15 protein-coding genes and 1 pseudogene are annotated in these 22,266 nt (G+C 66.4%); 8 read left to right on the top strand and 8 right to left on the bottom strand.

The features are described from left to right. Nucleotides 1–26: 26 nt before the first annotated feature. From ACFV6H_RS21005 to ACFV6H_RS20980, 6 genes and pseudogenes are all read left to right on the top strand, one after another. On the top strand, nucleotides 27–2,927 hold the full coding sequence (locus ACFV6H_RS21005) for a lantibiotic dehydratase (RefSeq protein WP_385544164.1): 2,901 nt from the start codon (nucleotides 27–29) through the stop codon (nucleotides 2,925–2,927). Continuing rightward, on the top strand, nucleotides 2,924–4,168 hold the full coding sequence (locus ACFV6H_RS21000) for a lanthionine synthetase C family protein (protein ID WP_385544161.1): 1,245 nt from the start codon (nucleotides 2,924–2,926) through the stop codon (nucleotides 4,166–4,168). The genes ACFV6H_RS21005 and ACFV6H_RS21000 overlap by 4 nt, the downstream gene beginning before the upstream one ends. Nucleotides 4,169–4,185: 17 nt before the next feature. Beyond that, complete coding sequence (locus tag ACFV6H_RS20995) at nucleotides 4,186–5,016, top strand: thiopeptide-type bacteriocin biosynthesis protein (RefSeq protein ID WP_385544158.1); 831 nt, start codon at nucleotides 4,186–4,188, stop codon at nucleotides 5,014–5,016. Nucleotides 5,017–5,083: 67 nt separating this feature from the next. Next, on the top strand, nucleotides 5,084–6,190 hold the full coding sequence (locus ACFV6H_RS20990; protein ID WP_385544155.1) for a hypothetical protein: 1,107 nt from the start codon (nucleotides 5,084–5,086) through the stop codon (nucleotides 6,188–6,190). Then, nucleotides 6,123–6,382, top strand: a pseudogene (locus ACFV6H_RS20985) (GNAT family N-acetyltransferase); the annotation flags it as partial. The gene ACFV6H_RS20990 and the pseudogene ACFV6H_RS20985, both read left to right, overlap by 68 nt. A 152-nt stretch (nucleotides 6,383–6,534) precedes the next feature. Next, complete coding sequence (locus ACFV6H_RS20980; RefSeq protein ID WP_385544152.1) at nucleotides 6,535–7,158, top strand: hypothetical protein; 624 nt, start codon at nucleotides 6,535–6,537, stop codon at nucleotides 7,156–7,158. A 288-nt stretch (nucleotides 7,159–7,446) separates the two neighbouring features. Here ACFV6H_RS20980 and ACFV6H_RS20975 read toward each other — a convergent pair whose 3' ends face one another. Beyond that, nucleotides 7,447–8,868, bottom strand: a complete 1,422-nt coding sequence (locus ACFV6H_RS20975) for a hypothetical protein (RefSeq protein ID WP_385544149.1) — start codon at nucleotides 8,866–8,868, stop codon at nucleotides 7,447–7,449. A gap of 464 nt (nucleotides 8,869–9,332) precedes the next feature. Then, nucleotides 9,333–9,734 (bottom strand): hypothetical protein, encoded by a 402-nt coding sequence (locus ACFV6H_RS20970; RefSeq protein ID WP_384983721.1) that lies wholly within the window; start codon nucleotides 9,732–9,734, stop codon nucleotides 9,333–9,335. A gap of 734 nt (nucleotides 9,735–10,468) precedes the next feature. Here ACFV6H_RS20970 and ACFV6H_RS20965 point away from each other — a divergent pair. Next, nucleotides 10,469–11,305: a DUF6907 domain-containing protein gene (locus tag ACFV6H_RS20965; RefSeq protein ID WP_385544146.1), complete on the top strand. Its 837-nt coding sequence runs from the start codon at nucleotides 10,469–10,471 to the stop codon at nucleotides 11,303–11,305. A gap of 1,112 nt (nucleotides 11,306–12,417) precedes the next feature. Here ACFV6H_RS20965 and ACFV6H_RS20960 read toward each other — a convergent pair. The 5 genes from ACFV6H_RS20960 to ACFV6H_RS20940 form a co-directional block, all read right to left on the bottom strand. Continuing rightward, entirely contained in the window at nucleotides 12,418–12,657 is a 240-nt protein-coding gene (locus ACFV6H_RS20960; protein WP_385544143.1) for a Type 1 glutamine amidotransferase-like domain-containing protein, read from the bottom strand. Beyond that, entirely contained in the window at nucleotides 12,608–12,910 is a 303-nt protein-coding gene (locus tag ACFV6H_RS20955) for a Type 1 glutamine amidotransferase-like domain-containing protein (RefSeq protein WP_385544140.1), read from the bottom strand. The genes ACFV6H_RS20960 and ACFV6H_RS20955 overlap by 50 nt, the downstream gene beginning before the upstream one ends. Nucleotides 12,911–13,098: 188 nt before the next feature. Then, nucleotides 13,099–13,854 (bottom strand): hypothetical protein, encoded by a 756-nt coding sequence (locus ACFV6H_RS20950; RefSeq protein ID WP_385544138.1) that lies wholly within the window; start codon nucleotides 13,852–13,854, stop codon nucleotides 13,099–13,101. 63 nt (nucleotides 13,855–13,917) lie between these two features. Beyond that, nucleotides 13,918–14,625: a polymorphic toxin-type HINT domain-containing protein gene (locus tag ACFV6H_RS20945; protein WP_385544135.1), complete on the bottom strand. Its 708-nt coding sequence runs from the start codon at nucleotides 14,623–14,625 to the stop codon at nucleotides 13,918–13,920. Further along, on the bottom strand, nucleotides 14,540–19,051 hold the full coding sequence (locus ACFV6H_RS20940; RefSeq protein ID WP_385544132.1) for a ricin-type beta-trefoil lectin domain protein: 4,512 nt from the start codon (nucleotides 19,049–19,051) through the stop codon (nucleotides 14,540–14,542). The genes ACFV6H_RS20945 and ACFV6H_RS20940 overlap by 86 nt, the downstream gene beginning before the upstream one ends. An 842-nt stretch (nucleotides 19,052–19,893) precedes the next feature. Between ACFV6H_RS20940 and ACFV6H_RS20935 the strand changes: the two genes are divergently transcribed. After that, nucleotides 19,894–21,048, top strand: a complete 1,155-nt coding sequence (locus ACFV6H_RS20935; RefSeq protein ID WP_385544129.1) for a hypothetical protein — start codon at nucleotides 19,894–19,896, stop codon at nucleotides 21,046–21,048. 145 nt (nucleotides 21,049–21,193) lie between these two features. On the opposite strand, the gene ACFV6H_RS20930 is transcribed toward ACFV6H_RS20935, so the two are convergent. Further along, a complete protein-coding gene (locus ACFV6H_RS20930) occupies nucleotides 21,194–22,195 on the bottom strand; it encodes an acyl-CoA desaturase (RefSeq protein WP_385544126.1) in 1,002 nt (333 codons plus the stop codon). Between the last annotated feature and the right edge of the window lie 71 nt (nucleotides 22,196–22,266).

Genomic DNA, 22,266 nt, shown 5'->3' with positions numbered 1-22,266 from the left:
CGGGTACCCGTCGACAGGAGGGGCGTATGTACCGTCACGTTGATGCGGCACTGGTCCGGGCGGCTGCATGGCACCCCGACCACGAGACTGTCTGGCCGGACCTCATCGGCGCGTCCGCGAACACGACGTCATGGCAGGCGTGGCTGCAACAGACCTGGCAAGCGCCTGCTTTCGCAGCCGCCGTCACGGCTGCCAGTCCCGACCTCACGAGCCGGGTGGAACAGATCTGCGCCGGCCGACCGCTACCGGCCCCCACCGTACGGCGCACGGTGCTCGCCGTTCTGCGCTACCTGCTGCGCGCCCGCACGCGCGCCACCCCGTTCGGTCTGTTCGCCGGGGTCGCAGCCGCGCGGATAGGCACCACGCCCGAACTGCGTGTGGGCACCGGACACCACGTCGTCGCCAGACGCGACGCGGCACGCAGCACGGCTCTCGTCAACCGCTTCGAGCAGCATCCGGCGCTGCGGCCCCACTTGATGCTGCTCGCTTCCTCCCTCGCCGTCGAACGCGACGGGCACGTCGTGATCGAGCACCGCCCGAGCGGAACCACCGACGGGGGACCGGAGCACGTGCACGTTCGCGTGACCGCGCCGGTCCGCGAAGCACTGGACGGCGCCCGGACCCCGATCCTGTGGAGCGACCTCGCCGTGAAGCTCTCCATCAGCTTCCCAAGCGCCCCGCCCGCCACGATTGACAAGCTCATCGCAGGCTTGGTCAAGCAACGAGTCCATCTCACCAGTCTCCGCCCGGCGATGACCGTAACCGACTCGCTCGCCGGTCTTTTGGAACACGCGCAGCACCTCGCCCCCACCGAAGCAGCAGAGATATGTGAAACGTCCACACCCGTGCTCGACCTGCGGGTGGACTGGGACCTGACCGTGCCCACGGCGGTCGCCCATGAGGCGGCAGCGGCAGCCAAGGCGCTCACCCGCCTCGCTCCCCGAGCGGCGCTGACCGGCTGGGCCGAGTGGCACGGCCGCTTCCTGGAGCGGTACGGGCCGCGGGCGATCGTCCCCGTCCTGGACGCCATCGACGCGCTCGGATACCCGCCCGGCTTCCTCGGGGCAACCACCACACCGGCGCCCGCCCCGCTGCCCGACCGCGACGGCCGCCTCATCAAGCTCGCCCACTCCGCCGGAATACAAGGCCGCCTCGAAGTTCAGCTCGACGATGCCGCGATCGAGGAACTGGCCACCACAGATCCCAACCGCCCCGTCCAGCCCAGCACCGAACTGACCGTCCGCATCGACGCCGCGAGCGTTGTCGCCCTCCAGCAAGGCGAGTTCACCCTGCACGTCGTCGGGGTGGCTCGCTCGGCCGGCGCTACGGCCGGTCGCTTCCTGGGCATGCTGGACGACGAGGACCGCCACCGTATGACCGAGGCGTACGCCGGACTGCCCGGGGTGCATCAAGGTTCGCTCGTCGCCCAGATCAGCTCCACTCCACTATCCGTACGTGCTGAGAATGTCGCACGCGCCCCACAGGCAACCGAGCTGGTGATCTCGCTCGGCGACTACCAGAGCCCAGACACCAGGCTCGTCCCCGTCACGGACCTAGCGGTTACCGCCGACGCCGAACGCCTGCACCTGGTCTCGCTCTCCCGCCACCGCCCGGTGCACACGTTGCTGCTCAACGCCGTGGACCTGGGCCACCACTCCCATCCGCTGGCCCGGTTCCTGGCCGAGGCGCCCGTCGCACTGGCCGTTCCCTGCATCGGATTCATGTGGGGCACCGCCGCCTCCAACCTGCCGTTTCTGCCCGCGCTCCGCTACGGACGGACAATCCTGTCCCCAGCCCGCTGGCTCCTCACCAGCGAAGACCTTCCCGACGCGCCGGCACCGTGGCCGCAATGGGACGAGGCCCTGACCCGATGGCGCCACGACGTACACCTGCCCGAGCGGGTGTACCTGAGCGAGGCCGACCAGTCCATGGCCCTGGACCTGACGGAGCCTTCCCACCGGGCCCTGCTGCGGACCCATGTGAACCGCGACGGCAAGGTGACGCTGCGCCCCGCACCCCGGCCCGAGGGCCTGGGATGGACCGGCGGCCGAGCACACGAAGTCGTCATCCCTCTGGCTGCGGACCAGAACATCGCCCCCGTCCGGACTTCCGGCCACGCCGTCAACCGCGAGCACGGCCACCTGCCCGGCTGCGACAACCGCATCTACCTCCAGCTCCACGGCCACCGCGACCGGCAGAACTCTCTCCTGATCCAGCACCTGCCGATCCTGCTGGACGAACTGGGCGCCCCACAATGGTGGTTCGTCCGCTACCGAGACCCTGACGACCACCTTCGCGTTCGCCTCACATGCGCCCCCGGAGCCCTCGGCAGCGTCTTCGAGCACATCGGCAAGTGGACCCGACGGCTCCGGCGCCACGGCTTGATCACCCACGTTGGCCTAGAGACCTACCACCCGGAAACCGCACGCTTCGGCGGCCCCACCGCGATCGACGCGGCCGAGCGGTACTTCGCCGCCGACTCCACCGCCGCGCTGGCTCAACTCACCTTCCAGGACGAGATGGGAGCGGACGCCCGCGCGATGACGGCCGCGAGCATGGTCGACATCGCCACCGGTCTGGTCGGCGACCGGGCCGCGGCGATGCAGTGGCTCATCAAGCACACCCGCACCTCCGCAGCCGCTCCGCCCCGCGCCGTCTATCGCCAAGCCGTCGACTTGGTGGCCAACCACCCTGCGGGCCTGGACGAGCGCGTCACTGCGGCCTGGTCCGCGCGGCACGAGGCACTGACCGCCTACCGCCGCGCGCTCACGGACGCGGACATACGCCCCAGCGATCTGCTGCCGGACCTGTTGCACCTCCACCAGGTCCGGGTGCACGCGCCGGACCTGCCTGAGGAGCGCACACACCTGCACCTGGCCAGAGCCGCCGCCCTGAGCTGGACGGCACGAACAAGGAGGACACCGTGACCACGACCGCTCCCGCCTCCACCGCGCTGTCCGCCGCCGACCAACTGGCCCACGTACTGGCCGATCCGCACACCGTGTGGCCCGGCGGCCGGCCCGAGGGCGGCCGGGCCTGGCCGCAGTCGCTCGCCGGAGGAGCCTCGGGCATCGCCCTGCTGCACATCGAGCGAGCCCGGACCGGTCACGGCGACTGGGACACCGCGCACACCTGGCTGGCCACAGCCCTGCACGGCGACATCAGCGCGGCGACCAACGCAAACCTCTACTTCGGCGCCCCGGCCCTCGCGTTCATCACGTACGGCGCGGCCAGCGCATCGAGCCGGTACCTCCGAGTCCTTGAACGCCTAGACACAGCGACCATCACCGTCACCCGGAAACGCCTGGCCACAGCCCACCAGCGCATCACCCGCGCCGAGCGGCCTCCGATGGAGGAATTCGACCTCATCCAGGGCCTCTCCGGGCTGGGCGCCTACCACCTGAGCCGCCACCCCCACCACGAGATCACGCGTGATGTCCTGGCCTACCTGGTACGCCTGACCGAGCCCCTGCCCGAAGCTGCCGGGCTGCCGCCCTGGTGGATGAACGTCGCGCCCACCGGCGCACCCCACGCCGACTACCCGGGCGGCCACGGGAACTTCGGGCTCGCACACGGCATCGGCTCCACCCTGTCCGTGCTGTCCAAGGCCCTGCTCAATGGTCTGCCCGTGCCCGGCATGGCCGACGCCGTCGAGCGGATCTGCGCCTGGACCGACCACTGGCGTCAAGGCGACGAGACCGCCCCCTGGTGGCCGGGCTATATCTCGATGCAGCAGGCAACCGACAACCACGTCCACTCCGACCTTCGCCCCCGCCCCTCCTGGTGCTACGGAATCAGCGGCACCGCCCGCGCCCAGCAGTTGGCCGGGCTCGCTCTTGGCGACGCGGCACGCGTACAGGCCGCCGAGAACGCGCTCCTCGCGACCCTGCGCGACCCACTGCAACTGGCCAAGCTGCCCGAGATCGGGCTGTGCCACGGCATAGCCGGACTGCTGCACGCCGCGTGGCGGATGGCCACCGAGACGGACAACACGGAGATCACCGCCGAGCTATCGCGCCTGGCCAACCGTCTGATTGCCGCGCTCAACCGGCACAACTACGAACCCGAACTCCTCGACGGAGCCGCCGGGGCGGCTCTCGCCCTGCACACCCTCGGCACGGGCCACACGCCCGCACCGCACTGGGACACCTTCCTCGCCCTGGCGTGAACTCTGGAGGCCGCACCATGAACCCACCCACCTGGCGCCAGGTGAACGTCGCCTTCCGGAACTGGGAACGCGCCGAGATCACCGCCTTGGCCAAACTCGCCCCGCTTCTACGCGCCGCAGAGGACGAAGGCGCCCTCACCGCGTGGTTCATCGTCCGCAAGCAACCCTGCTGGCGCGTGCGCTACCAGCCCACTACCGACGGGCAGAGCCGCATCGGCCAGGGCCTCGACGGGCTGAAGACCGAGGGGCATATCGAAAGATGGACGGAGATCATCTACGAACCCGAGGTCCACGCCTTCGGCGGTCCCGAAGCCATGGCGTCCGCACACCGCCTCTTCCACCGCGACAGTCGCAGCATCATCGACTTCCTCCAGAGCGAAGTTGGCCAACACCGCCGCGAGACATCCCTCATGCTGTGCAGCCTCATGATGCGCTCCGCGGGACTGGACTGGTACGAGCAGGGCGACGTCTGGGCCCGCGTCGCCAACCACCGCCCCCTACCCCCCGGCACCGAACGGGACAACCACGACCAGTTGCACACCGCCGTACGCCGCCTGCTCTCCGTGGACCCGCGGTACGCGATGCAGCCCGGCGGACCGCTTGCTCGCCCTGCCGGTTGGGCCCGCGCCTACGTCGACGCGGGAAGTGAACTGGCCGACCTCACAGCATCCGGGCAACTCCACCGTGGCCTGCGGGACGTCCTGGCCCACCACGTGATCTTCGCCTGGAACCGAATCGGCCTGCCCTACACCACACAAGCCACACTCACGGCCGCCGCCAAGACGGTCATCTTCGGCCCGGACCCGACCGCCGAGAGGGGAACCGCAGACCGTGTGGAAGCTCCCTGACTCCGTAGCCCAGCGCTTCCCACTCGTCGCTCGCCCCCGCCCCACCTGCCTCCCCCTGCCCCAGCGCGTGCAAGCGCTGACCGAACTCGCCAACACCGCAGTGAAGCAGGGCGACGCGATCGTGGCCTCCACGGTCTACAACCAGGCCGCCCTCGTCGCGTCCGACATTGGTGCGCCGGAGCTGGCACGCACAATGTGCTACCAACACGCCGTGGCCTACCTCCGCTACTGCCCCCTGCCGGGCGTGACCGCGGTCCGAGCCCTCGAACCCGTCGTCAACCTCGCGCGCCTCCAGATCCGAGCCGGGCACGCCGACGACGGCCGCCGTCATCTCCTCGCCCTCTACAACAGCGTCAGCACCGGCACCAGCACCTACGTCGAGGACATCCACGTCCCGGCCGATCTCACCGCCGCGCCGGAGGACCGGCACGAGATCCGCGCCTGGCTATGGCGGGTCCTCCTCGCCGACGGCACACGCGCCCTGACCACCACCGGCCGCTGGGCCGAAGCGCTCGTCCACGTCAAGGAACACCGCGGCGTCGGACAGCGGATGCTCGACGGCCGCCAAGTCGCCGTCCTCGCCGCTCTCACCGCCGGCGACGCTCCCGCCGCCGAGGACCTCCTGGCCCGCACAGAGCCCGGGGAGCCATGGGAGGACGCCGTCACGAACTGCCTGACCGCACTGACCCACCGGGCCGCCGGCCGACCACTCCACCATCATCTGCACGACCTGGTGGCCACCTACCTCAACCGCGCGGACGATCCGGACATGACCGTCTTCAACACCCGGCTCGGCCTCACGGTGCTGGACACGATCGCCTCCCCCGAGCACCCGGCCACACGCTCGGTAGTCGCGGATCTCCACCGCCGGGCAACGAAGACGACCGACGGATACGCCGCCCGCGAGCTCCTCGCGCACCCCCCGTTCACCGCCCTCGCGACCAATCGAGAGACGCAGGACTGCCGTGCCCTCGTCCGTGCCTGCGCCCTCGGCGCCGGCGCCTTCCCCGCCGATCTACAGGACGAGGTGGCGGCCGCGATACGCGCCAGCGACCGCGTCCTCCGAAGCAACGACGCAGCCCCCAGGGAACAGCCGGCCGTGCCGTACGTGCAACAGAACAATGCCTGGGCAGAACCTTGGAGGGCAGCCACTCGATTGGGCAGAGGATCGTAGCCATCGTGCGGGTGCAAAGTGCTCAGGCTAGACGCCTGGACAACCAACGCCGCCTTGCAGTCGTACTATCTGCGCCAGGGCTTCCAGCACGTCCGGACCGTCCGTCAGGGCGTTGCGGTCAACGGTGGCCCGAGGGCCTCAGAGTGGCTTGCGCAGCGACACACACATGCCGCAAAACGTAGCTTTACATAGCCGACGCCCCCGAACGGGTCGCCTGACGTCGAAAATTCGAGGTCAGCAAGCATAAACGATCCGCTTAGAACACCCCCAAAGCGGTAACGCCAGCAAAAGCTCATTCGGGCATGTACGGTATCGGCACTGTATGCCTTAGGAGGGGGAGGCACGTGTCCGAGATCAGCCCAGAAGGATTTTCGATTGACGGGGAAACTCACGAATGGCAGATGGGGAGGGCACCTAAATCCAATCAGGACTGGATTACCGAGTATCGCCTTTTGCTCAAGAAGCAAGAAAGTAGTTTCCGCCTATACGTACACCAGAAAGATGAGATAGAGGCACTCACTGAACGCGTGACTGCCCTAACGGAAGAGAAGCAGCGGTTCGCGGATGAGAGCAAAGGGCACACTTTTCATTTGGGTAAGCGCCCAGAGACCCCCGAGGAGTTCGACGCCGAATTTCGTTTTCGAGAAATCGAGCGTCGCTGGGAAGTTGAACTCGCAGATCGAAAGCACCGGGCGGATCTCACCTTCGAACAGTCCGGACTGATCCGGCGCGCGGAAGGCGTTCGGGGCTGGGCGCTGGTTGCCGTGGTGTTTGCGATCATTGCCTCCCCCTGGGTCGCCATGATTGCTGGCGTTGCCGCGAAGGACTTCAGCCTCTATGTGACCCCCGTCACAGGGATTGCTGGGGCCATCATCGGCTACTGGTTCGGCCAAGGGCAGCAGAACGAACTGCGCCCTCCAACAATTGCCAACTCTCCAACATCAGCACCTCGATCAGAGTCACAGTAACCGGGGCGCCAGTCCTCCCAAGTGACATCAGTAGCGGACATCACAGAGGCGCACAGCGACACGCCGCAGCAGACTCGCAGGGGCACCTCGCAGGCTCGGCCTTCTCGCGCTTAAGAGATCGGTCGCGCCAGTGCACCCGCCTACGGATCAGAAGGTTCGTGTTCGAATTTTGCCGAATGTACAGTCGACTAGAGGCCCCCAGGGAGATCTTGGGGGCTTCACCGCCTTGCCACCGCACCCGGCAGAGCCAGCACCGAAGTTCTTGACCGGCGGGGATATAGTAGGCACTTACACAGTTTTCGCCCCACTGAGCAGAAAACCAGGGTCATCCCAGCCCTCGAGCACTCCCACGGTCTGCAATATCTCGCTAGCGATGGAATCGGCTCGGCTGGGATTAGCCATGCACGCTCGCACCATGGCAAGAAGCTGGCCGCCAGTCATCAGACAGTGCTCGCGCCTGACGCTAAAATCGACCATTTGCGAAGGGAATGCTGGCTCACTCCTGACATCCGGCGCAATCTCTCGCCATGCGTTCACCAACAGTATCCCTTTCACCTTCGATTCACCGTCGACGATTTCTTCGGATACCCATTTCTCTAGTTGAGCCGCGTTCTTCTCCGCTGCACTCTTCGAAACCCCTTTGACTTCAACTACCGCACGAACCCCATTCTTGCGCAGAAGTATATCGGCCCTTCCTTCGGGTCCTTGCTGGGACTCGAAACCGATAGCTTCAAAAGCCTGCATGGCTTGTCTCTCCAAGGGGACGCCTTGGGCGTAAATCAATTGCTTCCACTGCCTGGAGTTATCACTCTCCACCTCCAGCTCCTCAAGCCTTTGCTTGAGGGCAAGAATATCTTCCTTGATTCTTTTAACGTGTTCTGCATTCTCGACATCTTCTGGAAACTCACATCTTTCCAGCCAGGGCGGAATACTTTGCCCATGCAGAACACCCAGTGACTTTACCCAGGAAATTAGATCCACCGCGGCAGGGTCAATCAATTCCTCAATCACCTCTGCGGCGGAAGTCGATTGACTCTCCGAAGTTTCAGAAGCTGGATCGACCTTGACGTCCCCGTCCACAACCTCCGGCGAATCCAACTCCTCAAGATCCGGCAGGAAAAGGAGGATCCCTCCTGCGTCATATCTCAAAATGGAAGCGATGCACTTATTCGTGCCCTCAACTACAGCAATCGAGTCCCCGGCATACTTGTCAAAAACGACCCTGTATCGCCAGCGGTCCTTGTGTGCCCTCCAAATAGAGCGGAACCCACTATGTTTAGGAGAAATCCCCTGACCGCGCGCAGCGGACATCTCGATCTCGACAGGCAGCGCCTCAAGTAGGCTGCTGGAATCTAGAAGCACAGTGACTTGTTGATTCCTGCCCGTCCCGCTCTTCTCCCGCTTTCCGGTGTCATAATAGAACTCTTGAGGCGGGGCGCCGAAAATTACCAGAGTTCGCCCCATCGCGAGAAACTCTGAAAACTCCTTACGTCGCCGCTGAATATCTTTCAAGATCCTCACAGAGTCATGACTATCGAGCCTTGGGGCTCCCTTATAGTGGGTTTTCCCAGGTTCAAAATTGTATGTTTCCAGCGTATTCGCTGGATCCCAGAAAACGATATCGTACTCAAAAATTGAATCCATTGAACCGAAGTCGCTGTAGTCAACGCCAGGAGCATCAAGCCAGAGGTCCAACGTAAGTGTGCGCATGAAGAGAGTCTGATCTACCTGCAGCCGTTCCCGCAGAGGTTTTCTCGGATTGTCTGGGACAGATGCGGGGCGGCAGGACCTACACCGGTGCACGTAGAGGTGTCACGAGCCCTCCCCTCCCTCCGAGCCACAGATGGAGGGGAGGGTGACTAACCAAGCTCCTCTTCAAGCAGCCGCTTGGCCGCATAGATCGTTGTCCTGCTTCTTTGCCCAGTTCACTCGCGGACGCCGTGGTTCGGCTGCGTGAACAAGCAGAAGGCCAGGACCTGGTCCAACCAGCTGGCAGAAGGAGCGGAGTGAACGACGATCAGCCTTTGCAGCACTGGGTCGCGCAAGCCTTGGAGCGGCGGCGCCGTTCTCTCCGCGAGACCGGCCTTCGTCCGGCACGTGTTGTCACCTCGTCCTGCAGGACTGCCCACGCCGATATGCCTCCTGGAAGACAGCCAACTGAGTCGGCTGTGCAGTCATGGCTGGTGCCGCACCAACAACCGTCGCTCGCGCCGGTCCACATCGACGAGTGTCGTGTCACCGACGAGAATCCACTTGCGCCAGTAGGCGGCACCACCATGATTCACGCCGAGGCAGGAGCACTCGCAGTCATCCCCCGTCGCCTCCTGGCAACGGGTGTCGCAGCGTTCCGTCGTAACGAACTGAAGGATCACCTCGACCTCACCGAACCGGTCAGCCAGGGCCTCCACAATCGTCCGAAGGTGCGGACGGGCGATCTCCCAGCGCCGCGGGCTCGCGTCGCCATTCCACTCGGGACGTACACGCGCCCCGAGTTCTTCCTTGATCCACCGCCGGTTTGAGCCACCCTGGAAGGGCATCCACACCCACAAACGCTGCTCACCGATGTTACGGCGCACCCACGGACGAGTCACTCGTACCACCCCCAGAGCATGGTCATCCCGAGGGAGCTGTCGTGCCAGAGGACCTATCTGGCCATCAGGAGGAAGGCCGTCGCGCAAATCCTTGAAGAGGGTCAAGGTCCGGTCTCGGGGGACCGTCGCGCCCTGGTGGGTGGGTTTCCAGTCTGAAGGGCGCCCCGTCTCTGCTGCTGGCACGCAATGACCATCGGGCGTTCTGCGCATGGTGGCGCGCGCCACGCCGTCGCTCACCTACAACCTGCCTTGTCGATCATGTGACTAGTTGTTGCCCGACTCGTTGGTGTGGTCATGAGGCGGGTGATCTGACGGATGCCGAGCGGGAGCGGTCGCGGCCATTCCTGCTGGCCAACAACGGGCGTTGTGGGTGGCGGCGGAAACATCAGCCGGTGATCGACAGGAAGCAGGAGTCTGCGTGCCCAGCCCAGCAGCGCTGACGATCGCAGGTATTCGCGGATTGCCGTCCGTGGCCCGGCTCTGGTCGACCGTCGGAGGGGCATTCCCTCTCGCCGAACTCGCCACCCACCACTTCTCTGCCGAGAGCCAGCCGCCGGTAGGGGTATCCGGCTTGGCCACCGCCGTACCCCTCATACAACCGGCCTTCACCGCTTCCTCGGGCTGCTTCCCGAAGGGTCCGCCGCTCCCGGAGTCCGGCCGGGGGCGTCTGTCCAGCAGCACGCCAATACGTCCACGACCGAGTAGAAACGAGTACCACTATGCATAGCATCGCCCAGGAGTTAACGGCGACGCCCGCTGAGCACACCACCGTCCTGACGGCGGCTGAGCGCGGCCCGGAGTGGATGGCCACCTACTGCTGCATGCCGTGGTGCACCATGGACCACAGCGGCCCCGGCGCAACCGCCGAGTGGCACCAGGCAGCCCCGGCGATCATCCCGTCGCTGGAGACCCAGAACCACGACGGCAATACCGAGCCGTTCCTCACCGCCCACGTCACCACCTCCAATGGCGAGCCCGACGTGTTCGGCATTCACACCGAGCTATGGATCTGGACCGGCGGTGATTCCTACGAGCTGGATCAGGAGCAGACCGACCGGTTCATTGCGGACATCGAGGCGTTCTTACCGCAGCTCCGCGCGGCGCGCACCCTGCTCGCCGAGGCCCGCAAGGGCGACCGCCCCCACGACCCAGCGGCCAAGGCGAAGGCAGACGCAGACTGGGAGGAACGCCTAGCTGCACGGCGGGAAGTCGAGGCTGCCAAGGCGGAACGCACGCCGCCCCCGGCTCCCACTTTCTCCGTTGAGACGTGCAGCGAGATGGTGCAGGTGTCGGTGCGGGTGGCACTCCAACACGCGCAGGACGTGCCGGCCATGGCCCGCAGTGTGTCGGCAGCAGCCCACGCAGCCATCCGCGAGGCGGGCGCCGAGCCGTACCTCTACGGATGCGGTGAAGGGAACCCGGCCTACAGCGGGATGCTGCCGTGCGTCCTGCCGTATGGCCACGGTGGGGACCACCGGTCGAGCACGGGAGAGGCGTTCGCACCTGGCACAGACGAGTCAGAGCCGTACGCCTTGGCCAAGCAGTCCGGGGCGTGAAGTGAGGTCACGCCCCGGGCCGCGCTGACAGAGGTGGCATACGTGCCGTTCCATGGGACCTTCCCTCATACCGGCATAGAACTGTCCAGCAGACAATGGGACCACTCCGTGCTCGGCGTCGTTGATGCGGGCACGGGCAGAGTGATCTGACTGATACGAAGCGGGAACCGCTGCATCCGCTCATTCCGGTCGGCGACACGCGTTGCAGCCCGTGGCCTCATTACCGGCGCGCGATCGACGGGATTCTGCATCAGGTACGGAGCCGCGTGCGGTGACGTACTTGCCCGAGCGGCTCAAGCCCTGGAAGACAGTCTGCGAACACCATCGGAAGCTGTCCAACGATTGTGGAGGCAGCCTTCGTCTGGTCTCGTCCTCCGCCCAAGGTGCGCGTGACCCCAACGATGGCCGTGATCAGGGAGAACGTGCTGTTCGGCAGTTGCAGTTCCAGTTGCATTCACCCCCGTTCAGTACCGTCCGAATCCTGGCAATCGAACCGTCGGCCCCAGGTCAGGACGCCCGCGAACCACCGTGAACCGCCGGACGAACAGTTGGAAAGCGTGTTGGGGGCAACCCCTCACGAGTTCGAATCTCGTATCCTCCGCCATTGCTCTCACCGGGCAATACGTTGAAGGGCTCCGCTGCCTGCAGCGGAGCCCTTCAACGTTTGGGGTTGCAGTTGCCGAGACCAGTCGGCGGGCGGCTGCTGGTCCGCCCTGATCCCGAGCAGTCCGCCGACCTTGTCGGCCGTGTCCCTGAGGACGCGGTTGGTCAGCGGTGCTGGTACCGGCGGCGCATCCGGGCCGACTGGCCAGGCTCCCGGACCATGATCGCGTCCACGACGGTGCCTGAGCCCCGAAGGATCAGCAGAAGAGCGCTGGCAGTGCGACGGACGTCGTGCAGTCGGCCGACCCTCAGCCCGGCCGCCTCCAGCAGCGCCTCCTACATGTGGTGGCGGGTGTTCGGGTTGAGCCGTTCACCGGTCGGCGAGGCGAAGGCGCTGGATTCCTGTACTCCTACGACGAGGGTCGGTACGGGGAGGACCGACCAACGGTTCACTGCTGAAGCCACCTGCTACACCGCACTGCGCCACGAACACGCTACGGAAGGACGCCTCATGAGGTCGGGTTGAACAGCTTCCAGTGGCCCTCGGAAACCACCTCGGCGGCGTCGTCGACCACCTTGATGGCGGTCTGCTCGTCAATCGCGTACGCCGGACCCGCCATCCCGGCCGCCCATCGTTCTGCCTCGGCCATGGTGTTCTCCGGACAAGCCGGATGATCCAGGTGCGGGAAGATCGAAAAATCAACCAGGCCCAGCGCGCCGTCGCCGCCGGTGGGCGGCTTCCAGCCCACGAAGTTCCTCCCCGATACGGGGGGTCATCACCAAGCTCCCGGCACTGAGCCCCTCATAAACCGTGTCGGGCAGCGACGGCAGGAGTTCAGCCAGCCCTGATTCCCGCATCCAGTGGCCCAGGTACAGCGCGTCGCCGCCATTGACCAGCAGGACGTCGGCTTCCCGGACCCAGGAAACCCAGCGCGCTTCGTCGATGCTGGGCAGCGCGGTGAGTTCCAGCACGCCCACCGACTTCCACCCCAGCTCGGTCATGGGGCTGGGGGATCGTCCGCTGATGAATCGCCATGGCCCGCCCGGATCGGCGTCGGGGGCCCCGTACCCCGCAGTGGGGATGCAGAGGGCGCTGGAATCGGCGATCGGCTTGCAGGAGGTCGAGCAGCGTGCAGCAGCCCCGCCAGGACGCACCTGACGGGGCTGCTTTTTGCAATCGCTAGCAACTACTAGACCCGATTCAGCGATTCAAGAACTCTGGACGCCAAACGACTTATATTGTCATCTGATTCGAGGCCGGATAGGTCGCGCAACCTTACCGAGATGTCACGGCCCACCTCTGATGCAGTCGCCTCGGAAATGTCATCACGCAGCCACCGCAGCCATTCGACAACCATGCGAATTCCGAAATTGCGGAGGTATTCCCTGCTGCCTACTTCCCCTTCTTTGTGTGCGATCAGGACAATCTTCAAGGCTGCAGATAGGCGGCCGAGCGGAAGGTCATGCGAAGACAGCACCAGCCCCAACTCGTCGAATCTCCCGATCGCTGCTTCACCAGCTGTCCACTCATACGGAATCGCGTGGCCATCAACACTCATCAGGGAAATAAGACTCCCGCCAGGATTCAGGATCACATCAACACGCGACGCATTTCCCGGATCGTCGACCGAGACTCGCATGCGATGCAACCCGGCAGACCCGAAATTCTGGACGAAGCTGGACACATTGAGGATGTCTCCAACCGCGATGCAACCATCAGCAAGCGAGATCTCTCCGTCAAAGACGACTGCGCCCCTCACCGGCCCGATCTTGTTCCACAATTTGACGCGCACCAGCCCGGCCTGCGCCCTCGCCGCCACGTGGATATGGCTGTCAGATACCGCCACGGGTGCGCCGCCAAGCGGGGAAGCCGCTGCCGGAACCTCGTTGGATCCGATGCGAACTACGCGATGGTTTAGATAGATATCCGCGCTACCAATCAGCACCTGCCACCTCCTTGACATAGAGCGCGCCTGGCCGACATGTAGCCGACCAGTCGCAGATTCCAACTAAACCGTGTGGCCAGGAAGAAGCTCCGCCAACTTTTCTACGGCACTGGGTATGCCGGGCAGCCCCGGGAAGGTCGGATCATGATATCCGTGATTCCGGAGTATCTGCTGAGCCTTCTGTACCGCGACAGACTGCGTGTCGCTGCAAACCTGACAATGCGGGAACAGGTTCCTCGGCAGACTGGTGGGTCCAATCCCGGACTGCGGCTGGTGATCTCCGATCATCGTCGGAGTCCTTCCGCCACATGTGTGGCAAACCTTCCCCTGCATCGCCGCACTCTGTTCAGGTGTTACCACAGGTCCCGTCGCAGGAACGGACTCATTAGCGTGGGGCCCTATTTGCAGGGTATCGGCTTCCTCCTGAGTCAGTCTGACATTGCAGTTGTGAACCAGGACGGGCGTAGCCCCTGCCAGCACATAGTACGTGTGCAGATCGCTGACGGTGAGGTTGTGAACAGTGGCCTGCTGCGTCGTCCAGCGCTCAAGCGCGGTGACCTGGACGTGGGTGCCGGCGCTGGTGCGGAGCCATTGGCCCGGCCTCAGGGCGGTGGCATCGACCCACTCGTTCAGTTCGGGGACCCAGAAGGGGTGGCCCTCGGTCGCGGTGATCGTCGCTGTCTGATCACCCTGGTCGCCGTCGGTGTCGACGCTCACCTTGACGAGGTGCTTGACGCCCTCCCCGCTGATCTCCGCCGTGACCGTCTCCACCGCGGTCTCGCCGGTTTCGGGGTCGGTGGCCAGGACCTTTGTCGCCGTTCTCGACGTCCTCGATCGGCTTGGTGGTGCCGTCGGCCATCAGGACCAACGTGCCGGGCGTGAAGCTGTTGTTGATCGGGCAGCCCGCGCCGCCGCCGGGCGACTGTTTGCTTGCCTGCGGTTTGGCGGCAGGCTTCGCGGCCGCCGCCTTCTTCGTCTTCTGGACCGCGTTGCCTGTCTTCTGCGCGGCCTTCTTCGTCTGTCTCGTGGCGGCCTGCTGCGCCTTCTTCCTTATCTGTGCGGCCAGAGCTGCCGCCCGCTTCTTCGCCTCCTTGGCCTTCTGGGCCAGCTCCCGGGCCTTCCGCGCCAACTCGATGATCTTGCGGGCCTTCTCCTTGGCCTTCATCCAGGCGTTGACGGCCCCGGCGATCCGGGCAGCCGCCTTGAGGATCGAGGGGATCTTGAAGACCTTGGTCCACGGGATGGCCTGGACGAACAGGCTGCCGCACGCCCACAGATCACCCCGGGAGAAGCAGCCCACCACGTCGTTCCAGCCGACGAACTCCTTCAGCGCGGCCCAGCCGACGGACAGGATGATGTCCGACAGAGACGTGTTCAACTGCTGCTTCGCCCACGCCTCGTCGCCCGCCGACGGGCCGCCGTCACCCCCGCCGCCGGCACTCTCCGAGGCCAGACCCGACGGGTCCGCGAAGGTCACCGGATTGTTCTCGCAGTACACGTACCCGTTCATCTGCACCGGATCGGCCAGGTCCAGCACCGGATCCGCGGACAGGAACCGGCCCGTGACCGGGTCGTACTCCCGCGCCCCCAGATGCACCAGGCCGCTGCCGCTGTCGTCGTCGCCGCCCACGTAGGAGCGGTCCGAGCGCCAAGTGCCGCTCTCAGCACGCTCGTTGCCGAACGGATCGGTCCTGGAAAACTGGACCTTGTTGCCCGCGGCGAGCGTCACGTTGATGTACGCCGTACCGTTCTGGTCCGCGATCTGGACCGACTGCGTCGCCGCACCGTTGCCGGTCGCGTGCCGCATCACCGTGGGCGCGCCCGGCTGCGCGTAGTAACGCTCGACCGAGGCCTGCGACTTGTCCGCGTTCATCGTGACCGTCGCGTCGCCCAGGTACAGGGTGCGCTCGTTCGCGCCGATCGCCATCAGCCGCTGGCCGGAGGCGTCGTACACGTACTTTGTCCGCTCGTCCGGCGTCCACGTCTGCGAATCGGCGGAGTTGCAGGTGTAGAGCTGGAGATCGGTGCCGTTCGCCGAGTTGGAGCCGGGTACGTCCAGGCACTTGTCGGACGACTTGTGCTTCAGCACACCGTCGGACGTGGCCGTCCACTGCTGATTGGCCGCCCCGGTGCAGTCGGCGATCACCACCGCCGTCCCGACAGCGGTGCCCCCGCCGTTCGGCATCGCGCACTTGCCCAGGACCTTCAGCGCACCCGTGGCCGGATCGCCCGAGGAACCGGAGGACGAGCGGTCGATGCGCAGTTGCTGCGCCTTCGTCCCGTTGCACTCCCACAACTGCAGCGCGGTGCCGGCGGTCGTGGACGAGGACGACAGGTCCAGGCACTTGCCCGCCAGACCGATCCAGGCCCCCGCCCCGTTCTCGCCGAAGCCGGTGACCTGTGCGACCTGCCCGTCCCATGTCCACTCCAGCGCCTGTTCGTCGCCGTCCCAGGTACGGGTCTCGGTGTCGCCCGAGGCGTTGTAGGTCAGCTTCGCCGCCTTCGTGACCCGCGCACCGCTGTCGGCCGTGTACGTGGTCGACATCCCGATGAGGGTGTGCGGCTGGGAGCCGTCCTCGGCCCCGTACGCGTAGGTCGTCGTGGCGTCCTTCCCCTCGACGAGCCCGGGGTCGTGCTCGACAAGCTTCTTCCTGTTGCCCATCGCGTCGTACTCGTACGACTGCCAGTAACCGTCCGCCGTGGCCGTGACGTTGGCCGTGCCGTCCGGGTACTCCGGCGCCGCGACCGTCTTGCCCGGCGCGGTGCACGCCGACGGTGCCGTCCAGGCCTCGGCCAGTTGTCCCAGCGCGTCGTAGGTGAAGCACTGACGGTCCGTCACCCCGTCCACGCGGTCCGCGATCGAGGTGACGTTGCCGGCCGGGTCGTAGGCGTAGGAACGGGCGTTGACCCGGTGATCGGGCACCGTCGTCGTGTCGCTGATCGACTCCCGGTCGACGATGCTCTGCTGCAGCTCACCGCTCGACTCGTCGAACAGGTTCGTCGTCCACACCCGGTTCGGCTGCTCGCCGCTGGTCGTGCGCAGCACCTCGCCGTAGGGCGAGTAGGTGGTCTCCGCCGCGTACCAGTCGTCCCCGGACGTCGAGACCGGCAGGCCGTCCTCGTTGTAACGGACCACCAGTCGCTCGCTGTCCAGCGTGCCCACCGCCGGCAGCGTCGCGGATGTCAGCAGACCCGTCTTCGAGTAGTCGTAGCTGTAGGTGTACGACTCCTTCAGCCCGTACTCGGCCGCCAGCGGCGTCGGCAGCGTGACCGTCTTGCCGGTCGGCTGGTAGTCGGCCGTGTAACCGGTCACGGACGTCGTGTAGCCCTGCTTGTCCGTGTACCGGGTCGACTCGGTCGGCAGCCCGAGACCGCCCGGCAGCCTGTCGTACAGGGTGGTCGTCAGGAGCTCGCCGGCGGCGTCGTCCTCGTGCTGCTCGATGACGCGGGACAGTACGTCGTACTTGTTCCACACCGTCACACCGCGCCCGTTCTCCACGGTCACGGGGCGGTCCGCCACGTCGTACGTCGTCCTCGTCGTCCCGGTGTCGGGGTCGGTGGCCACGGTCTGGCGGCCACGCGCGTCGTACTCCCAGGTCCACCGGTTGCCCTCGGAGTCCTCCGCCAGGACCCTGTCCCCGCGTGCGTCGTACGTGTACTTCGTGCTGCGGAAGGTCTTGCGGGCCGCGTCCGTGAAAGTGTCCACCCGGACCGTGCGGCCCAGCGCGTCGGAGTAACTGCGCTGCGCCGCCGCGCCCTCGGGTTCGATCACCGTCGAGTTGTCGTAGCCGTACTCGTTCCTCGACGCCTTCTGGGGCTTCGCCACGCCCGCCTCGTACGGCGTCTCCGTCAGCACCCGGCCCAGTCCGTCGTACGCGTACAGCGTCGCGTTCGGCACCTGGGAGTCCGAGTCCAACTCGAAGGGTATGGAGGACGGCTCGCCGGTGGCGTAGTAGGCGTTGTTGGTCTGCGCGATCGTGCCGTTCCTGGTGTAGAGCACGTCCGTGATGAGCCGGCCGTCGCCGACCGCCGGCTCCTGTTTCTGCCGCTCCCGGCCCAGACCGTCGTAGATCACCACGCTGTCCGCGTAGATGCCCTCGCTGGTCAGCGCCGACGTCACCACCGACACCGGTTGGCCGATCGTGGTGTTGTAGGCGACCTTCACCGCCGGAGTGGTGGCGGTGGTCCCGGTGGCGGCGCCCCAGGTGGCCGTCGTACGGCCCAGCGCGTCGTAGGCGTACTCGGTGGTACGGCCGTTGGCGTCGGCCTCCTTCAGCGAGGTGCCGCGTCCCGGCTCCACGTATGTCGTGGCGGTGTGCCCGAGCTCGTTGGTCGTCTCGATCGAGTACACCTGCCCCGAGTCGGGCACGTACGTGGTGGTGTCGGTCGTCCCCACGGGGTCGTCGGCGGTCTTGACCCGCCCGTAGTCGTCGTAGGTGATCGTGCCGCTGACCGTCCAGCCGCCGCCGGTGCCGCTGACGTCCCAGGTCTTGGTGGCCTGCCCGATCACGGGTGTGTCGGTGAACTCCCCTCCGTCGTACGCGACACGGGAACCCGAGATCCAGTCCTCGGCCTTCGCCGACGCCGCCTGGGCGCACGTGCCCGCCGTGGTCAGCGTCTGCTTGTCCAGGCCGATCAGATGCTTGGCCGTGTTGTGGACGTACGACATGACGGTGCACGACTGGTCGTCCGGATCCGCGGTGTCGCCCTGCGACTCGACCTGGACCGGCAGACCGTAGTCGTCCTCGTACTCGGTGACGGTCTTCGTGGTCCGCCACGTCGCGTTCCCGCTCGGGGAGTCCGAGGCACGGGTGACGGAGATGCTTTCGGCGTCCTGGACGCGGTAGGCCTCCAGCGGCGGGATTCCGTCGCCGCGGGTGCGCGAGGCGAGCAGCGTGGCCTTCGGTTTGTCGACGGAGCGGGTGAGGAGTTCGCCGCCGTTCCCCGTGTATGTGAGGGTCTCGGCGACCCGGCCCTGGAAGGCCTCCTCGTCCTTGGCTATGGCTTGGCCTGCGGAGTCCTCGACGGTCACCGAGCGGGTGGAGCCGTCCGGCAGCAGGTCGCCGTTCATCCCGCGGAAGTAGCGGGTCGCCGACAGGGACTGCCGGGTGCTCGTGTACGGGGTGGCGGAGTTCTCCCCGGTGACCGTCTTGACCAGGGAGAAGCCTCGCCACTGGTCGTAGGTACGGGTCTTCACCTTCGGCTGACGACGTGAACGGGACGATGCTCCCGTTCACCGGACACCAAAGAAACAGCGGGCCCCGGCGAAAGGAATCCGCCGGGGCCCGCCCAGGTACCTACGACCGGACCCGGTAACCAGTGACCGGTTCCCGGTCTCAGTCCGTGCCCGACTCCATCGCGGCAGATCCAGCATCGTCTTCTCGTCCGGGGCCTCGCCGCGTGAGGCGATGGCCTCGACGCCGTCCCCGTCCATGGCGTCGGGATCCACGGGCCCGAGGGTGATGCGTCCTGCCCTCTCCTGTGTCGTCGGGATGGTGACCGGCCGTCAGGCGCGGGCCGGAAGCTCGGTGGCGCGTCGCCAGGCGCTGGCGCGCGTCCACCTGCCTGCTCCAGCGCGGCCTTCCTCGGGGCCCCTATTCGCCCATCCCGCTCCGGCACGGCCGGCACCGAGTCCCCGGGGTCAGCGCTGGTGTCCGGCCGGACGGCGGTCACGTAGTCCAGGCCGCGCTCAGCCGGCCCTGCACGGAAGGCGTGCATCTTGCCCGTATCCCGCATCAGCCACGCCTCCGGCACGACCACCCACGGACCGCCCCGCCGTGGAACCCCGGCGCAGCCACAGCGGTACGCGAAGGCCCGGCCCGCCATCACGTGGGACAAACAGGGTGAACCGGCAACCCACCCGTGCACTCATGGCCGTTGATGAATCGAGGTTAAGCGCCCGGTCACACTGCCGCCGTGGCGGCGCAAACTCGCCCTCGTACGACTTAGTCCGACACAGCGGACAGCTCGTCCGTCGGCAGATCAGATGGAGTCATCATGGGAAGTTTCACCAGAAGGAATTTCATCGGCGGACTCGCCGTGGTCGGCGCGGCCGTGGTGGCGGGACCGGTGGCGGCAGCGCCCGTGGCAGCGGCACCCGCGCAGGAGGTCGAGACGTGGGAGCTCATCGGCAAGGACGTGTTCACCGGCGAGGCCGAGGGCTCGCGCGGCCAGGGCGTCACTACTGACGGCACTCACTGGTACTTCTCCAGCAGCAACGGGCTGGAGATCACGGACATGCGGTACAACACCATCTTCAAGAGCTCGCCGGCCATTCCGGCCGAATTGGCCAACCCCTCGCCGCTCGCCTACAAGGGTCTGAACCACATCGGCGACATCGACTACGCCAACGGCAAGCTCTACATCTCGCTCGACACCAGCACGCGCGATTCGGTTACCGGCAGCAGATACGACACGCCGGTGTTCGCCGTCTACAACGCCGCCCATCTGAGCTTCACCGGCCAGGCCGTTGCCCTGAACCCGCCGCACGGCGTGCAGGACATAGCGAGCTGGGTGGCCGTCGACGCGCACAAGGGCCTCGCTTACGGCATGGCCTATAACAACGCAACAGAGATCGCCGTCTACAACCTGCGCGACTGGACGTTCAAGAAATACATCCCGCTGTCGCAGACGATCGACCAGGCCCAGGGCGGCAAAATCCATGACGGCTGGATGTACTTCGCCTCGAACGACGCCGGGAAGAACATCTCCCGCGCCAACCTGACGACCGGCGAGGTCCAGGTCCTCTTCAATCTCAAGGTTCCCTACGCCCAAGAGGTCGAAGGCCTGTCGTTCCTGGAGACACGGAACGGTCTGACCCTCAACATCCTCAACCGGGAGCAGCCGGACCCGAACGGTCCCAGCAACGTCACCTTCTATCACTATCGGCTGAAGGTGACGGGCACACCGGTCATCAAGGGCTCGCCGAAGGTCGGCGGGTACGTGACTGCCGACCCGGGCAAGTGGGTCCCGGATGCGAAGTTCAGCTACCAGTGGCTCGTGAACGGCAAGCCGGTGGCGGGCGCGACCAGGTCGCGGTTCCACCTCGCGGGAAAGTATCTCGGCGACAAGGTGAGTGTTCGGGTGACCGGCACATGGGCCAACGGGACGTCGAGCACAGTCGAGTCCGCGCCGGTCACGGTCGGTCGTGTCCGGCACCGGCACGAAGAGGTGAGGGGTCACGACGCACACTGACCCTCGTCCCCCGGATCTGCTGCTCGGCTGAACCACGGAGCGCGGAACGCGGAGCCCGGACCAGCACGAGGGGTCCCGCGTCGGCCGCTATGTCCCATCGGCGCGGGACCCCGGGACCCCGGGGCGACGCGCCGCCCAGGGAACGTCAGGCCGCGGACTCGTGCGAACCGGCCGGTTCGGACAGCAGTCGGGCGCTGAGACGGTCCGCACTCGGCCAGCGAACGTCGTGGGCCCAGCCCAGCTTCTCGAATACCCGGATCAGGCGTGCCGCCGGGTCGATCTGGCCCGGCAGCACGCCGTGGCGCGCGCCCGTGGGGTCGGCGTGATGTGAGTTGTGCCAGCTCTCGCCGAAGGACAGCAGTGCGAGCGGCCAGAAGTTGGTGGCCTTGTCCCGGCTGGCGAACGGGCGTCGGCCCGCGACGTGGCAGACCGAGTTCACCGACCAGGTGACATGGTGCAGCAGCGCCATCCGCATCACGCCGGCCCAGAAGAACCCGCTCAGCGCACCGGTCCAGGTGCCGGTGACGAGCCCGCCGACCAGCGCGGGGGCCAGCAGCGAGACGGCGGTCAGCAGCCCGAAGAGCCGGCCGATGAGTCGCAGATCGGAATCGGCCGCGATGTCGGGCGCGAACCTGGCCCGGTTGCTCAGTTCACGCTTCAGCATCCAGCCGACGTGCGCGTGGAGAAGCCCCTTGAGCAGCGCGCGCGTGTCGGTTCCGAAGCGCCAGGGCGAGTGCGGGTCACCCTCGCGGTCGGCGAAGGCGTGGTGGCGGCGGTGGTTCGCCACCCATTGGACCGGCGAGCCCTCGACCCCCAGCGAGCCCGCGACGGCCAGGGCGATACGCAGGCCCCGCTTTGCCTTGAACGAGCGGTGCGTGAAGAGGCGGTGATAGCCGACCGTGAGGCCGGCTATGGACACGAGGTAGGCAACCACGGCCATGCCGACGTCCAGCGCGGACAGGCCCCATCCCCACGCCAACGGCACCACGACGATCAGGCAGATCACCGGGCCGACGACGAAAATCCACATCGCCACCGCAGCCGCGGGCGTCTGCGGTGCGTCGAGCAGCGGCTTGACCTCGGCTGCGGTGCCGGCGTCACCTTCGGCGGCGGCCTGTTCGGGTCGGCCGGTGTCGCTCGGGTTCATCGGTTCCTCGCCGTTGCTCGAGCTTTTTCGGACGGGGTGCCGGACCCACCCGGATCACGCGCGCGTGCGCG

Origin of the sequence: Streptomyces sp. NPDC059743 (assembly GCF_042732975.1) — a bacterium.
GTDB lineage: Bacteria > Actinomycetota > Actinomycetes > Streptomycetales > Streptomycetaceae > Streptomyces.
This window is presented reverse-complemented; position numbering and strand designations above follow the sequence as displayed.